Origin of the sequence: Streptomyces sp. HNM0645 (genome assembly GCF_030056615.1) — a bacterium.
GTDB classification, from domain to species: Bacteria; Actinomycetota; Actinomycetes; order Streptomycetales; family Streptomycetaceae; genus Streptomyces; species Streptomyces marianii.
In genome coordinates this window covers 50731-64209 of sequence record NZ_JASHLT010000036.1, presented here as the reverse complement: position 1 = coordinate 64209, position 13479 = coordinate 50731, and the positions used below count along the sequence as shown (strand labels likewise).

General features: G+C 69.9%; 17 protein-coding genes and 2 pseudogenes. 2 read left to right on the top strand and 17 right to left on the bottom strand.

Going from position 1 to position 13479, the window contains the following annotated elements; all coding sequences use genetic code 11:
* Positions 1-6: 6 nt before the first annotated feature.
* Positions 7-297, bottom strand: coding sequence for a hypothetical protein (locus QMZ92_RS23800; protein WP_283299489.1), 291 nt, complete (start codon positions 295-297; stop codon positions 7-9).
* On the bottom strand, positions 294-503 hold the full coding sequence (locus tag QMZ92_RS23795) for a helix-turn-helix domain-containing protein (protein WP_283299487.1): 210 nt from the start codon (positions 501-503) through the stop codon (positions 294-296). The genes QMZ92_RS23800 and QMZ92_RS23795 overlap by 4 nt, the downstream gene beginning before the upstream one ends.
* Before the next feature lie 214 nt (positions 504-717).
* On the opposite strand from QMZ92_RS23795, the gene QMZ92_RS23790 reads away from it, so the two are divergent.
* Positions 718-1227 carry a helix-turn-helix domain-containing protein gene (locus tag QMZ92_RS23790; protein ID WP_283299486.1) on the top strand — a complete coding sequence of 170 codons (510 nt, stop codon included), beginning with the start codon at positions 718-720 and terminating at the stop codon, positions 1225-1227.
* Positions 1228-1603: 376 nt separating this feature from the next.
* On the top strand, positions 1604-2953 hold the full coding sequence (locus tag QMZ92_RS23785) for a site-specific integrase (RefSeq protein ID WP_283299484.1): 1350 nt from the start codon (positions 1604-1606) through the stop codon (positions 2951-2953).
* Positions 2954-3080: 127 nt separating this feature from the next.
* On the opposite strand, the gene QMZ92_RS23780 is transcribed toward QMZ92_RS23785, so the two are convergent.
* The 15 genes and pseudogenes from QMZ92_RS23780 to QMZ92_RS23710 all read right to left on the bottom strand — a co-directional run bounded on the left by QMZ92_RS23780 (position 3081) and on the right by QMZ92_RS23710 (position 13060).
* Positions 3081-4226, bottom strand: coding sequence for a tyrosine-type recombinase/integrase (locus QMZ92_RS23780; protein WP_283299482.1), 1146 nt, complete (start codon positions 4224-4226; stop codon positions 3081-3083).
* Entirely contained in the window at positions 4226-4423 is a 198-nt protein-coding gene (locus QMZ92_RS23775) for a helix-turn-helix domain-containing protein (protein WP_033271141.1), read from the bottom strand. The genes QMZ92_RS23780 and QMZ92_RS23775 overlap by 1 nt, the downstream gene beginning before the upstream one ends.
* A gap of 476 nt (positions 4424-4899) precedes the next feature.
* A complete protein-coding gene (locus QMZ92_RS23770) occupies positions 4900-6366 on the bottom strand; it encodes an AICE element replication initiation protein (protein ID WP_283299480.1) in 1467 nt (488 codons plus the stop codon).
* A gap of 3 nt (positions 6367-6369) precedes the next feature.
* On the bottom strand, positions 6370-7215 hold the full coding sequence (locus QMZ92_RS23765) for a bifunctional DNA primase/polymerase (protein WP_283299478.1): 846 nt from the start codon (positions 7213-7215) through the stop codon (positions 6370-6372).
* A pseudogene (locus QMZ92_RS23760) lies at positions 7212-7367 on the bottom strand (DNA methylase); the annotation flags it as partial. The pseudogene QMZ92_RS23760 and the gene QMZ92_RS23765, both read right to left, overlap by 4 nt.
* Before the next feature lie 165 nt (positions 7368-7532).
* Positions 7533-7736, bottom strand: coding sequence for a hypothetical protein (locus QMZ92_RS23755; protein ID WP_283299476.1), 204 nt, complete (start codon positions 7734-7736; stop codon positions 7533-7535).
* Positions 7733-7921, bottom strand: coding sequence for a hypothetical protein (locus QMZ92_RS23750; protein WP_283299474.1), 189 nt, complete (start codon positions 7919-7921; stop codon positions 7733-7735). Before QMZ92_RS23750 ends, QMZ92_RS23755 begins: the two co-directional genes overlap by 4 nt.
* A 155-nt stretch (positions 7922-8076) precedes the next feature.
* Complete coding sequence (locus QMZ92_RS23745; RefSeq protein ID WP_283299472.1) at positions 8077-8304, bottom strand: hypothetical protein; 228 nt, start codon at positions 8302-8304, stop codon at positions 8077-8079.
* 150 nt (positions 8305-8454) lie between these two features.
* Positions 8455-10536: a cell division protein FtsK gene (locus QMZ92_RS23740; RefSeq protein WP_283299470.1), complete on the bottom strand. Its 2082-nt coding sequence runs from the start codon at positions 10534-10536 to the stop codon at positions 8455-8457.
* A gap of 90 nt (positions 10537-10626) precedes the next feature.
* The gene (locus tag QMZ92_RS23735; protein ID WP_283299468.1) at positions 10627-10836 is read right to left on the bottom strand and encodes a DUF6257 family protein; all 210 of its coding nucleotides are present in this window, start codon (positions 10834-10836) and stop codon (positions 10627-10629) included.
* Between the two features lie 75 nt (positions 10837-10911).
* Positions 10912-11286, bottom strand: coding sequence for a DUF6251 family protein (locus QMZ92_RS23730; protein WP_283299467.1), 375 nt, complete (start codon positions 11284-11286; stop codon positions 10912-10914).
* Positions 11270-11659: pseudogene (locus QMZ92_RS23725) on the bottom strand (RRQRL motif-containing zinc-binding protein). Before QMZ92_RS23725 ends, QMZ92_RS23730 begins: the two are co-directional and overlap by 17 nt.
* Complete coding sequence (locus tag QMZ92_RS23720) at positions 11659-12519, bottom strand: DUF2637 domain-containing protein (RefSeq protein ID WP_283299465.1); 861 nt, start codon at positions 12517-12519, stop codon at positions 11659-11661. Before QMZ92_RS23720 ends, QMZ92_RS23725 begins: the two are co-directional and overlap by 1 nt.
* Positions 12516-12794 (bottom strand): DUF6303 family protein, encoded by a 279-nt coding sequence (locus tag QMZ92_RS23715; RefSeq protein ID WP_283299463.1) that lies wholly within the window; start codon positions 12792-12794, stop codon positions 12516-12518. The genes QMZ92_RS23720 and QMZ92_RS23715 overlap by 4 nt, the downstream gene beginning before the upstream one ends.
* Positions 12791-13060, bottom strand: coding sequence for a DUF6284 family protein (locus QMZ92_RS23710; RefSeq protein WP_283299461.1), 270 nt, complete (start codon positions 13058-13060; stop codon positions 12791-12793). The genes QMZ92_RS23715 and QMZ92_RS23710 overlap by 4 nt, the downstream gene beginning before the upstream one ends.
* Positions 13061-13479 lie beyond the last annotated feature (419 nt).

The following is a 13479-nucleotide window of genomic DNA, read 5'->3' as shown; positions in this document are numbered from 1 at the left end:
CGCCGACTAGGCGGCGGTGTCGAGCGGTGCGACGAGCGACCTCTGAAGTTCGAGGCGGATGCTCTCGGGGCTGAAGGAGATCCGGCCCCCGTCGTTGTGGTGGTAGACCTCGCGCCGGTAGCACTTCTCCTTCAGCGAGCGGACGCTCTTGTACGGGAGCAGCTGCTTGGCGACGACTTCCTCGGGCGACCAGCGGATGAGCTCGGCCTCTTCGAGGGGCTTGCTCCGGACCGGCGTGGGGGCCGGGCGGACGGCGTTCTTCCTTCGCGCCTTGGTGGGGGGTGCCTCGGCGGTCACGTCTTCTCCTCTTGGGTGATGGCTGCGGGCTTGACCTGCAGCGCGTTGGCGATGGCCCGGACCCTGTGGTCCGCTGCGTCGTGGATGAGCCCCCTCTCGATGCGCGAGAGGTAGCCCCGGTTGAGACCGGTCAGGGCTTGGAGCGAGCGCAGGCTCATCATCTGAGCTCTGCGGATCCTGCGGATTGCGGGTCCGTCTGGCTTCACGCTCACAATAGAAGCGCATTTTGGCTACGTAAGCAAGCAGTCTGGCTGCGCTGGGCGCTCCAAATGTGAGCGTGACACGGGGTGACAGGGCGCAGGTGGGGCGCAACTAGGGGCGCGCGATGCAACCCGGAATGCTTGAAATGCCTACTAAAGCGCAGGTCAAAGCGTGAGATGTGGGCTTCGCGGTTGCATGATCGTGGTGCATGATGGCCCCATGGACCTCCAATGGGACCGACTGGGCGAGGCACTCCAGGCCAGGCGCATGGCCATGAAGCCCCGGCCGACGCAGGAGCAAGCAGCCAAGGCGCTGGGAGTGAGCCGGACGCTCATCCAGAACATCGAGCGCGGCAAGCCCTTCGAGAAGGTCACCCCGAGCATTCGCGAGTACGCGCGCTACGTCGGCTGGGCGGACGGCTCCGTCGACCGTGTCCTCGCCGGCGGCGATCCCACCCTCGTCGGCGAGCCGGCCCCCTCAGTGCCCGAGATCCCCGGGCTCCCCGGCCGTGTCCAGTACGAACTCCGGCAGGACGGTGACCTCGTCGACACCGTTGTCATCCGACTGCCCGGCGGTGGGAGCGCCGTCGTCATCGTCAAGGACCAGCCCGGCGCCACCCCCGAGCAGCAGCAGCAAAACCTCGAAGCATGGCTCCAGACACAGTCGAGGCTCCAGGCACTTGACTACTCCGAGACCGAACCCGCACAGGCCGACCACAAAAACTCGTAGCGTCGTGCAATTTCAGTCACAGAAAGCACTCCCGCAGTGACCCGAAAGTGTGGTTGCATGGCTGAACGCTGACTATGGGGCCACCGGTCGGACTATTGGGGTGCCGATGTGTGTCCATGTCTTCTGCGCGGAACGTATGCCCAACTCCACCCTCGTCTGGGTTGACCGACGCCCCGGCCACCTCTGCGTCTTCGCAGACGGATCGCTGGCCACGCCGTCAGGAACCCTGACAGCCCGCGGCGTTCAGGCCGTCAACGACGCCCTCGCCGCCATCCCCGGAGCCCCCTCACTCGATTCGGCCAAACCCTGCGGGGGACACCCGCTGTAGTCGGAGGCTGAATCACGATGGCCTCACACGACTGAAGGGGAAGTCGCCATGGCCTACGCCGAGAAGGTCTACAAGGTCCGCAACGGGAAGAAGACCAGCAAGTACACGTGGAGGGCCTGCTACAAGAAGGCCGACGGATCCAAGGGGACCGAGCCCGGGTTCCCCACGAAGGGCACCGCCATCGACTGGGGCGAGGAGCAGGAGGCCGCGATCCGGGCCGGCCGCTGGATCGACCCCGCCCTACAGCGCGCCACATTCGGAGAGTTCGCCCGCAAGTGGATGAAGGCCAAGCCGAAGCGCGGCAACACGATCGCCAAGCGATGGAACCTGCTGGAGCACCACGTCTTCCCCACGTGGGAGCACGTGCCGCTGATCCAGATCAACTGGTTCGACGTCGACGCCTGGCAGCAGGGCCTCGCCTGTGACGACGTGACGGCCGGGCACTGCGTCAGTCTCATGTCGTCGATCCTCACCGGCGCCGTGGACGCCAAGCACCTGGCGGTGAACCCGCTGTTCGGGCGTCGCCGAACCCGCAGCACGGTCGCCGGGGGCGCGGCGAGGAGGAAGAAGACCGACGAGGAGAGGTGGGTGCGGCCGGAGGTCGTGCTGCAGATGGCGGAGCGGCTCGGTCCGGCGATCGGGCTGCACGTCCTCACCACGGCGTTCACGGGCCTCGGCTGGGGTGAGGGCGCGGCGCTGCACCGGGACAACGTCCTGCGGACCAGGAGGCAGGCGCACGACGGCGGCTGGTTCGAGTGCCCCATCATCCAGGTCGACCCGGACGTGGGGGAGCTGGCCGAGTACGAGGGCCGTGACGAGGACGGCAACAAGACCGGGCTGGTGCTGCAACTGGAGCCGCCGAAGAACAGCAAGCGCGTCCGGGGGATCGACATCCCACCGTTCCTAGCTGAGCTGCTCCGCTGCCACCTGGCGGACTGGCCGCACGAGTATGTGTTCTGCACGCCGGGGGGGAAGTTCTGGCGCCGGTCGAACTTCACGCGGGCCCATATTCGGCCTGCGGCGGACGGTCGGCCGGCGCTGCCGGTGGTGAAGGGCCACGCGCCGCGGGGGGCGTGGGAGCCGATCATGCCGGGGCTGACGATGCGGGACCTGCGGCACACGCACGACACGTACCAGGACCAGATCGGTGTGCGGCCGGCTCTCATGTACGAGCAGGCGGGTCATGCCCGGCCGGGCATCAAGGCGGTGTATCAGCATCCGACTCCGGCGATGCGGCAGGAGCGCCTCGACGGGCTGCAGGGTATTTACGAGCGGGCGATGGGTAACCTGGGCTGGAGGACGTTGTGGGGGAGGGTTGACCTCCGGAAGGCTCCCAAGCGGGACCGCCTCCTAAATTCCTCCCAAACGATCACCCGGGACGAAGAGTTGGCAGCGTAGAGGCGTCGTCAATCCGGTTCTTACAAAGCAGATGTCGGCGGTTCGAAACCGTCCGCGCCCACCAGCCAGAACGCCCCCGCAGCGAGCCGCCGCGGGGGCGTTGACGGTAGGAATTGACGGCAGTCCCTCAGTCTGACCGGCGGCGACGTCGCAAGAGCCGGTCCATGTGACCCATCGCCTCGCGCCGGTTGTCGTCCGACACATGGGTGTAGATGTTCATGGTGACGGCGATCTGCGAGTGCCCCAGGATCTCCATCACCACGCGCGCCGGCACCCCGGCGGCGAACAGCAGGGTGGCGCAGCCGTGCCGGGCGTCGTGCAGCCGGATGTGGGGGAGCCCCGCGTCGTCCGATACGCGCTCGAACGACCGGCTGAGGTTCCTCGGCTCCACCGGCCGTCCCGTGCGAGTCGTGAACACGTAGTCGCCACCGTGCCAGCCCTCACCGGCGGCGGCTCGCTGTCCGGCCTGTCGCAGCCGCTGCCAGCGCAGGGGAGCCACGCACATCAGCGGGATGGGGATCGCTCGTGTCCTGCGGTTCTTCGTCGTGTCCTCGTACAGCTCCTTCTGCACGCGCTGGAGCTGGTTCCGCACCGTGAGTGTGCGGTGCTCCAGGTCGATGTCCGACCAGCGCAACCCCAGAATCTCGCCGCGGCGCAACCCGAGCGTCACGGCGAGAACGAAGGCTGTGTACAGCGGATCCTTCCTCGCGGCCTCCAGGAAGGTGATCGTCTGCTCCAGGCTCCACGGTTTGAGTTCCCTCGGCTGCACTCGGGGGGCGGGGACGAGCTTGACCACGTTCCTGCTGATCAGTTCCTCTCGGCACGCGGCCGTCAGCGCGCTGCGGAGCACTCGATGGGACTCCTTGGCCGTCGCCGCAGATGCCTGAACGGTGACGGCCGCGAGCATGCGGCGTACGTCCGCGGCTCCGAGGTTCTCCAGCCGCTTGGAGCCGATCTGGGGGATCAGGTAACGCCGGACATGCGTCTCGTACTTGGCGTACGTCGTCTTCTTGCGGTCGCCCCTGACGAACTCCTCCAGCCAGTAGGGCAACCACTCGGAAAGCTTGGCCGAGCGCGTCGGGGTGGGCACGCCCTGGCGGTCCCGCAGCACCAGTTCCTGTCGCTTGGCGTCGCACTCGTCCCAGGTCGCGCCATAGACGGTCTTGCGCCTACGGGTTCCGTCCGGCTGCGGGACGTACACCCGTGCTTCGTACCGCCCGTCCTTGCGCTGCCAGATACTGCCGGCGCCGTTCGGGTTTCGCTTGCGCGCCATCAGGCGGCCTCCTCAAGACGGTTCTTCATGTACGTGGCCACCGCGTCTGCGGGGACGCGGCGCAGTCGCCCTTCGGTGAAGCTGGGGAGCCGCTTGGACCGGATCAGGTCGTAGACCTTGAAGCGGCTCATCCGAAGCGCGCTCATGACCTCGGGCACGGTCAGGGCCTGGTGACTTGTGGGCAGGGGGGAGTTCATGCGGTGACTCCTCAGGAGTGGCCTGCGAACGGAGTGGGGGACTGCTCGGGAGCCCGCGCCTGTCCGAGGTGCGGATTTCTGCGTCACCGCGTCATCCGCGTCACGCCACGCGTCTGGCCTGCGGACTTTCGTGACGCAACGAGCCGTGGCGTGCGTCATGGGTGACGCAGGGCCTGCGTCACCCATGACGCAGGTGACGCAGGATGACGCAGCGGCTGCCGTCTGCGTCACTGCTGTTCTTGCTGGTCACGGGCCGTTTGCGGCTCACTGGTGACGCAGGTGACGCAGGGTCTCTCCTCTTAGGACAAGAGGATGGGGTGTCTGTCGTTGTGCGGGTGCGGCTCAGGGATGAAAGGCGGAGCCGCTGCGCGGCGCGACCTCCGGGCGGCGGCGAGCCGCCGAACTGCAAGAGGAGCACGTCTTCGCCGGAGGCGGGTGCTCTTCTTGCTTGTCCGCGCCGCGCACGGTGCGGCAGGTCAGTTCAGCGCGTCCTGCTGGTGTGCGGCCGGGCGGGTCATTTCGATGTAGCGGGCGGCGCCGGTGCGGCCCCAGTCGACGATCACGCCCCGGGCGGCGAGGGTGGGCTGAAGACGCTTGAGCCGGTCGGAGAGGACTTTTCCCGTGGTCGGCCACCCTTTCGGCAGCGGGCGGCACTCCTCGCCGGTGTAGAGGCCGGTGAGCGCGTACAGCCACTCCGAGGACGTCATCCGCGTCTCCTCGCCCGGCGCCATGCCGGCCGCGTGCTTGAGCACGGTCTGGGCGAGGAGGTCGCCCTCGATGACGTCGTCGTTGAGGTCGTCCAGGCTGGCCCGGTAGGCGGCCAGCGAGCCGAAGCCGGTCGCCGTGTCGAGCTGCGCGCACAGGTGCGCGAAGTCGGCCATCCGCAGGTCGGTCGGGATGTCCGCCTCGGCGGCCCGCACCTTCACCGCAAGGTCCAGCAGCGAGCCGAGGATGACGGGCAGAACCTGCTCGTACTCCGCCCACAGCTCGGCCTCGGTCCGCCGTACCCGCGGCCGCTCCAGCCGCAGGGGCAGCAGCCGTTCGGCGAGGTCGGGCCGGATCACGCCCACGTCGATACCCGTCAGCAACAGCGGGCGCCGGTAGCGGGCCCGGACGACGTCCCCGTCGGTGAACAGGGCACGCTTGACGCTCTCGGCGCCGGTCACGATGCAGCACATCGCATCGGAGAGGTCCGGGGTCATGTGGGAGAGGTTGTCCAGGGCGGTGACCCACCCGGCCGCCACGGCCGCGATCAGGTTCTCCTCGTCCTTCGGCGCCCGCCGCAGGTCGCTGCTCATCCCCTCGACGATCCGCATGAGCATCCGCCCGGCCGTCGACTTCCCAGCGCCTTGCGGACCGGTGAGGAACGGGGCCGGGACCGGGACGGACGGTCCGAGACTGCCGATGAGCCAGGCGAGGGCCAGGCATTCGGTCTCCGCCGTAGCGAAGTTGGTCAACCGCAACAGGAGGTCGATGCCCTTTCCGTCGGTGTCCTTCGCCGGCAGCGGCAGTTCCCCGGTGAGCTGGGTGCGCCGCCAGCACACCTCACGCGGATCCGGAACGGCAACGTCCCACCCCGTCGGGTGGATGCGCACCGACTGCCCGTCTGCGCGGCCGAGGTCGAGCCACGTGGCACCGTCGAACCCGGGGGCGACCCGGATGTGCACGGGCTGTGTCTCCTCGGTCAGCGCCAACGCCTCAATGAGGTCCAGGGCTTCTTTGAGGGCGGTGCCGTTGAACACGCCGATGCCGTCGCGGAACAGGTCGACCATGAGTTCCTGGCGGTGGCTGCCCGTCGTGCCCTGGGACCGGATCGGCCGCGCGACGGGGTGGCCGTTCCGCTGCGCGTAGACGGTACCGTCGGCGGTGCGGAAGTACCGGAAGTTGGCCTGCGCATAGTCGGTGATGATCTCGCGCGCGGGGCTCTTGTCGTCGTCGGACATGGCTCACATTCCCAATGCGGAGCGGGCGTTGGCCCACGCGTCGGTGCAGTGCCTCAAGCTCTCGCCCTTGGCCTGCGCGGCCGTGAACAGCCGCCCGACGTGGGATTCGGTCAGGCAGCCGCACCGGCCGTGCACGGAGAGCACGGCGAGGAACGTGCGGTACACGGTGGCGTGGACCTGGGTCCGGGCCTCGGTGATGCGCTGCTCCGCCATGGCGATGCCGCGCTCCAGGAAGACGGGCGCGCGGTGACGGCACTCCCCACCACCGACCGTCACGGGCACGGTGCCGACATGCGCCGGCTGAACCGCGGGGGCACTCCGAGCGGCCAGCGCGCGCACGGCGTCCGGCAGGTCGGCCATCGCGCCGGTGCCGGGCCCGAGATAGCGGGCGTATGACATGGACGACTTGATGTCGACCCCGGGTCGCACCGCGTTGCGTGATGCGATAGCGCCTCGGTAGATCCAGTGCTGACCACGCGTCGTCGGCACGGTCCGCGTTGCAGGCAGAGCGGTACGGGCCCATGCGATGGCGTCCGCGTGGTCCAGGTCGACCACGGTCAGCCCGGCGCCGCCGGGGTAGTAGCCGACGCACACCGCCTGCCGCCACGCAGCGACCCACAGGGGCGAGACGATGACGGCCGGGTCGGCGGTGGCGGCGGCCCATGCGTGGCAGACGCCGGAACAGCGGCAGGGGCCCGGGGTTTTCATGTTCGGCCGGCCGCCGCACGCGTTGCCCACGCAGGAGCGGCAGTTGCCGAACGGCACCTTCCCCCGTCGCAGAGGCAACACGGGCACGCCCGAGGCCGCGAGGCTCAGCGCGGTGTGCAGGGGATACAGCGTCTCGCTCATGCGGCCACCCCCAGCGTGGCCGTGGCGAGGAACGCGGTGCCGATGTGCTCGGTGTAGTCGGGCGGGATGGCCTCGGTCAGTTCCTCGCGCACGTCGGTCCAGTCGATGCCCATCGCGGCTTGCAGCTCCGGGATGCTGGGCTTGCCGCCGCCGGCGCACGAGAACAGGTCGAGCAGTCGCGGCCGCAGGCCGGGTACTCGCCGGGTGTGGGTGGGTTGGGTCATGCTGGGAGACCTCCACAGGTCTGTTGACGACGGGTGGAACGAGGGCGGCCTCAGGCTTTGGCGAGACGGGGGCCGCCCTCGGTTGTGCGGGTTCTAGCGGTCCGGGGGCACGAGCCGCAGGACCGGCGCGGAGGCGCGTTCGGTCGCGGTGACGTAGAGCCGGATTTGTCGGCCGTCGCGGGCCGGGTACTGCCGGACGGGGCCGGTGGTGAAAGCACCGGCGAGCGTGGCAGTGATGCGGTCGGCGTCCGCCGGGTGGCAGATGATCCGGATCTCGAACCTGCCGGGCCCGGTCACAGGGCCGGGATGGCGCTGATCACGGCGGTGATGAGGTTGTTGATGGGTTCGGCGGCGCCGGTGGAGGCGAGGAAGAAGCCGAACCCGGCGGCGGTGAACGCGCTGCCGGCTCCGAGGCTGTTCGAGCGGAGCAGGGAGAACAGCACGAGCCCGAAGAGCAGGACGAGCGAGACGGTTACGGCCATGCCGGAAACTCCTTTGACGGCGGGTGGAGGTGGCTGGATGCTGCTTGCGCCCCGGGTGCTCGCAAGCTTGGGGACACGGACCGGTGGTCGCGCTGGCGAGCATTTGCTTCGGCGAGTCCACGGTTAGGGGGTGACCACCGGTCCCACGCGTTTGATCAGCGGCTGCCGCTGCGGTGGATGGTGCGTCCGGTGTTGAGCAGGCGGCGGCCGATGCGGAGTCGGTAGCGGGCGCCTCGGCAGCGTCGGCAGACCTTGACGGTCCGGCGGCGGACGGTGCGGATGCCGGTCCCACGGCATTTGCGGCAGGGCTCGAACGGGCTGACCGCGCACAACGCTGCGTAACCGGCGAGCGTGAGCAGGATGGCGAGGCTAGCGAGAGCCATAGGGTGTCACCTCCCCTCTCAGGGCGGGTTTCGGGGGTTTCTGCAGGTGGGCCGCTAGGTACTAGTTCGCTGATCAGCGGCGGTAGGGCGCGCTAGTGGGGCCGCTAGACCTAGCAAGCTGGGGTGCTAGGTCTAGCGGCGCTACTCGGGTCAGGCGGCGGCCCGGTCGGCGTTACGGCGAGTGATGGCGGCGGTGACGTCGGCGCGTTTGATGCCCCGCCTGTTCGCCCCTTCGCTTTCGTCGGTCTGGCCCCACACCTGGCCCGGCTTGATGCCCCAGGGCTTGAGCGCGGCGGTGACGTTCTCGCCTTGCCAACCGCCGTACGTCTCGGGCTGCGCGGCGGCGAGCCGGGTGGCGATGCGCTCGCACCACACGGCCTTCTCCTCGCTCGCGATGACGTTGAGGACGTCGGCGAGGATGTCCGACCCGGTCCCAGTCTTCTCGGGGCCTTGACCGATGGCGTGGCCAGTGACGTTCCCGTACTCCTCCCGTGCGACGCGGGCCCGGGCGACGATGCGTTCCGCGGCAACCGCGTCCACGAACGCCGACGCGACGATGCGCGGATCGTCGCCCTCACCGGCCATCCAGCAAATGCCCCGATCGGACCGGGAGAACATGGTCGCCCGGTACCCGGACTTGTGCATCGAGGTCCCGAGCACCATGTCGTTGGCGGGCTGCCCCATGACCTTCAGGCAGAACCGCAGGACCGCGTTGGCGCTGATGCCAGTGGGCAGGGACTTGGCGTCGGGGCGCTGGGTGCCGAACATGGCTACGATCCCGAGCGCGGGACCGCGCTTGACCAGGTCGGTGCAGATGGCCTCGATCTCCTTGCCGCGCTCCTCATGCTCGAACGCGACTTGGCACTCGTCGAACCCGACCACGATCGGGTGCAGACCAAGGCCCTTGTCACCCGCCAGCTCCGGGGTGACCTTCGACTCCGGGCACCGGGAGCGGGGCAGGGACTTGATGACCTTCGCCCGCCGCCGCAGCTCCTCCTTCAACTCCCGCAGCGCCTCGAGGACGTACTCGATGTCGTTGTCCTCCTCGCCGGCGCGGTAGCGGTGGCAGACGGGTTCGAGGGCGCCGAAGTCGCCGGTGCCCTTGAAGTCGAACGCGTGCACCTCGGAGCGCGGGTCAAGTGCGGCGATGAGCAGGAACAGCCGCATGAGGAACGTCTTGCCCATGCGGGGGATGGACCCTACGACCACCGAGGCGAACATGAGCGTGACGGCGACGTCGCGCATGCGCTGGTCGTTGCCGAACACCACCGGCCGGAACAGGTCCACCGTCCCCGACTTGGCCAGCGGCCATGCCGGCTTCGACGTCTCGTTCATGGGCTTGTCGCCCACCCACAGCACCAGGCGCCCTTCGTGCTGCTCCGGATCGGGCGAGGGCCAGACGCATCCGGTCTTGCGGCGGAGACCTGAGGCGAGGGGCTTGCGGGCCTCCATGATGTCCTCGGGTGTGACTCCGTAGGGGAGATCGAGGTCGGCGCGGTAGCCGGGCCCGTCTCGCACGATCTCGGAGACGAACCTGAGGCCGTTCATGTCACCGCCCTTCTTGATCGCGGCGGTGATCTTCGCGTTCCCGATCGAATCGAGCCCGCGCAGGACGATGCTGCCGGTGAGCTTCTGCACCTCGGTCTTCAACACCGCCGGCCCCACGACCGGCGCGTCCGGCTGCTGCCCCCCGAGGCCGAGGAGGAGGACGCCGCCGGCGGCGAACGCGTACAGGAACGCCGGGGCCATGACGTAGAGGTAGAGGGCGAACCCGACCCCGAACACCGCTGCCACGAGCGTGACCAGGCCCCGTAGGCGGATGCGGCCGGCGCGGAGCCGGGCGAGGCGCATGTACTCGTCGATGTCCTCGGTCTGCACCGCGTACGACCGCAGGGGTGCGGCTTCGCGGTCCCACACCCACCGGTTCGTCGTGGCGACGAAGCGGCAGGCGCCGCGGGGTGACATGAGGGCGAGGCGTCCGGCATACACCGGCAGCCGCACCCCGTGATACAGCGTCGCGTACCCGGCGTTCGCGATGCTGTGGCGGGCGGTGGCGGCGAAGTCGCGCCGGTTCGTCAGCCACGTGGCGAGGACCGGCTTGCGCTTCTCGATCCGCACCTTCGGGTCCGGCACGGCGGGGTTGTCGACCGGCACCGGCACAGCCGGCGCATCGTCGGCATGGTCTATCTCAGGTACAGGCTGCAGGTGCGGGCCCGCAGATGTGTCGGTCATGCTGGGTGTCTCCTGCTGCTCAGAAAGGGGTGGTCAGGGGCCCGGGGCGGCCGGGATGCTTGCCGGCGATACGGCCGCCCCGGGGCACAGCTACTTGCGGCGGCGGTTGTTCTTGGCGTCGCGCTGTTCTTCGCGGGTGCGGGCCTGCTCGATGACCCGCTCGACTTTGCGTTCCAGGTCGCGCTGGTGGACGCGGCCGCCGGTGAGGCGGTCGTCGGCGATGCCGCGCTTGGCCATCCGGGCCACGTACCAGGCGACCTTCGCCTTCTCGCCAGTGGTGAGCTTGGGTTCACGCGCCACGGTCTGTCTCCTGCCCGGGGCCGGACTGTCCGGCTCCCCACGGCTCCCGCACCGGGCGGGAACCGCAGGCAGCCGTCAGCGCCGGCGGCGGACTTTGCGCATGCTCTTCGCGGCCGCCTTGCCCTCGGTGCCGGCGACCGACTTCACGACGGTGACGACGCCCCACGCGCACACGGCGGCGAGCAGGGCGAGGAGGGCGAGGTTGGCGGCCATGGCGGTGAGTGCGCCGACCAGCAGCGGGCCGAAGTAGACGCCGGCCGCGACCGCTCCGGCGCCGACCCCGGAGCCGAGCGCGATGCGCTGCACCGTCCGGTCTGGCGGCGCCTGGTGCACGTGCTGGTGAACGACCTGAGGCCCGGAGTAGGCGGCGGGCAGGTGGGCGGGGTCGACGTAGACGTGGGTGCCGTCGGGGAGCTGCACCACACGGGCGAGGTCAGGCAGCGATTCCATCGCTGGTCCCTTCGGGATAGGCGCAGGGCACGCAGGTGCCCAGCGCAGCGGGGAGGACGTATCCGGCGTCGCGCCCGCAGCCGGGACACTGACGCCGTGTGGCGTTGGCCTTGGCCAGAGCCGCCCACTGGCCCGGGGTCATCGGGCGCACGGGCACGGCGTGGTCAACGCGGTAGAGGTAGGCGACCAGCGGCCCCCGGCGCCGGCGCGGCCGCAGTCACTGGGCCGCTACCGGCTGCCCGCCGGGGCGAAGTCCCGCGGCCCGGAGTTGTCGGCGGGTGGCGTAGCCGTCCGGCGCGCACCGCCACGGGAAGGTGGGGAGGCCGAACCGCTCGCCCTCGGGGTCGAGGCAGTCGGCACGCGTCAGCCGCATCAGACGCCCTCAGACACCGGCAGCGGCTCGGCGCGCGTGGTGCGCTCGGCGCGCAGCGTCTCGCGCAGCCCCCGGGCCTTGGCTGGTGATGTGCGTACGGCCTTGCGGATGCCCTCGGCCGTCAGCTTCTCGATCGCCCAACCGGCGGTCGCTTCGCGGGCCTCGATCAGCAGTTCCTCGGCCGTGCGGACCGGTCGACTCGACCGGGCGACCACCGGCACTCGACCGGTCGCCCGACGTACCCGCGGCTGCTCGGCCGCGACCGCACCGACCGGCACCGGCTCGCTCTCCTCGACCACCGCCGGAACCGGCTCGACCGGTCGGGCAGGCAGTTCCTCGACCCGTGCGGCGGGCAGCTCAGCGTGTTCGCCCAGGTCAGCCGTCGACCGATTAGCGCTGATTTCTGCCGATTCGGCAGGTGTCGGGGTCGGGTCCGGTCGGTGGTGCAGGACCTTGGCGACCAGGTCCGAGCCGAAGTAGATCGAGCCGACCGGCAGCGATGTGGCGAGCAGGACCAGGGCCCAGTTCGCCGGGTCCCAATCGGCAAGTCGACCCCAGTCGACCGATCGACCGTGCAACTCCGGCACCAGCCCGTGCACGTAGTTCAGGACCAGCGAGGCGAGCGTGTAGGTGGCCAGCACCCGCAACGCGAACCGTCGCGCGTCCCCAGTCAGCACCAGGGTGGCGACCAGCGCGAGAGCCATGAGGCCATCGACGACGAACGGGTACAGCGTCGCCGCGGTAGCGTCCGCGCCCGTCGCCGTGGCGACGTCCCGTAGCGCGTTCCACGACACCCGGAACGCCATCGCGACGACGGCGACCAGGGCGAGCACGAGCAGCCCCTTGCCGAGGCGGTTCATGACGCACCGCCCGTGGACTCCCGCACGTCGATGGCAGCGATCAGCAGCACAGGTGAGGCGTCGTCGCCATAGGCGGCGGTGTCCTCGATCCACGACCACTCGGAGCCGGGGACCGGCTCGTAGCCAAGCGAGGCGAGGACCGCCCGGCGCTCGGCGATCGTGGGCACCGGGGCTGGCCGCTCCCAACGAAAGTCGGGCCACTCGGTGGCGCCCATCAGCGCGACGTACAGGCGCCACGGCCCGCCGCTACTGGACATCTGGGCGGTCGGCATCATGCCACCACCGGTCCGCCGGGCACGCCGGCCGTGCGGTTGGCGAGGTCCCGCCGCGCGGCCAGCACCCGGTTACGGGCCCGGCGGATACGCCGCTCGTCCAGCACCGTGGCCGCACTGTCCAGCGTCACGATCAGGGCATCCAGCAACTCGACCTCCGCCGCGATCAACGGCATCTCCCGCTCGATCGCGTCCAGCTCCGCGCCGGTCGGCTCACGGTCGCCAGCGATGGCTGTAACGGCCGCCTGACGTGCTTCCATGTGCTTCATGGGTCGTGGTTCCTCTCCACGGGGTACGGCCCGAAGCGCCCCCGGAGTAGCCGCTCCGGGGGCGCACGCCGTTGTCGGGAATCAGGGAGTACGGATCAGCTCAGCGGCCGCCGGCCGCTGCGTGCGGATGCGGTCGCGGGGGCCGCACCGGAAGCGGCGGCCGCTCGTCCCGCTGGTGCTGGCCGCTCACCGGCATCCCTGCATACGGGCGTTGTCCGCGCTGCGCTTGTTCGCCTCAGCGGCCCTCCGGGCCAGCTCGGCCCGCTCTGCCTCTGTCAGACTGGTGATCACAGGGACCTCCATATAGGTGCCTGTAGGCGCCGCTCGGAGTTGCAGCTCCGGGCGGCGCGGTTGGTAGAGCCAGCGGATTCCAGCTCCCCACGCCTCGCCCGTACGGCGGGAGCGCCGGACGGGCGAGG

Bases quoted from the DNA above. Each gene is read 5' to 3' on its own strand.
- QMZ92_RS23750 (WP_283299474.1), bottom strand. From the start codon at position 7,921: ATGGCCGTAACCGTCTCGCTCGTCCTGCTCTTCGGGCTCGTGCTGTTC.
- QMZ92_RS23790 (WP_283299486.1), top strand. From the start codon at position 718: ATGGACCTCCAATGGGACCGACTGGGCGAGGCACTCCAGGCCAGGCGC.
- QMZ92_RS23745 (WP_283299472.1), bottom strand. From the start codon at position 8,304: ATGGCTCTCGCTAGCCTCGCCATCCTGCTCACGCTCGCCGGTTACGCA.
- QMZ92_RS23715 (WP_283299463.1), bottom strand. From the start codon at position 12,794: ATGATGCCGACCGCCCAGATGTCCAGTAGCGGCGGGCCGTGGCGCCTG.
- QMZ92_RS23780 (WP_283299482.1), bottom strand. From the start codon at position 4,226: ATGGCGCGCAAGCGAAACCCGAACGGCGCCGGCAGTATCTGGCAGCGC.
- QMZ92_RS23720 (WP_283299465.1), bottom strand. From the start codon at position 12,519: ATGAACCGCCTCGGCAAGGGGCTGCTCGTGCTCGCCCTGGTCGCCGTC.
- QMZ92_RS23710 (WP_283299461.1), bottom strand. From the start codon at position 13,060: ATGAAGCACATGGAAGCACGTCAGGCGGCCGTTACAGCCATCGCTGGC.
- QMZ92_RS23730 (WP_283299467.1), bottom strand. From the start codon at position 11,286: ATGGAATCGCTGCCTGACCTCGCCCGTGTGGTGCAGCTCCCCGACGGC.
- QMZ92_RS23740 (WP_283299470.1), bottom strand. From the start codon at position 10,536: ATGACCGACACATCTGCGGGCCCGCACCTGCAGCCTGTACCTGAGATA.
- QMZ92_RS23765 (WP_283299478.1), bottom strand. From the start codon at position 7,215: ATGAGCGAGACGCTGTATCCCCTGCACACCGCGCTGAGCCTCGCGGCC.
- QMZ92_RS23775 (WP_033271141.1), bottom strand. From the start codon at position 4,423: ATGAACTCCCCCCTGCCCACAAGTCACCAGGCCCTGACCGTGCCCGAG.
- QMZ92_RS23785 (WP_283299484.1), top strand. From the start codon at position 1,604: ATGGCCTACGCCGAGAAGGTCTACAAGGTCCGCAACGGGAAGAAGACC.
- QMZ92_RS23770 (WP_283299480.1), bottom strand. From the start codon at position 6,366: ATGTCCGACGACGACAAGAGCCCCGCGCGCGAGATCATCACCGACTAT.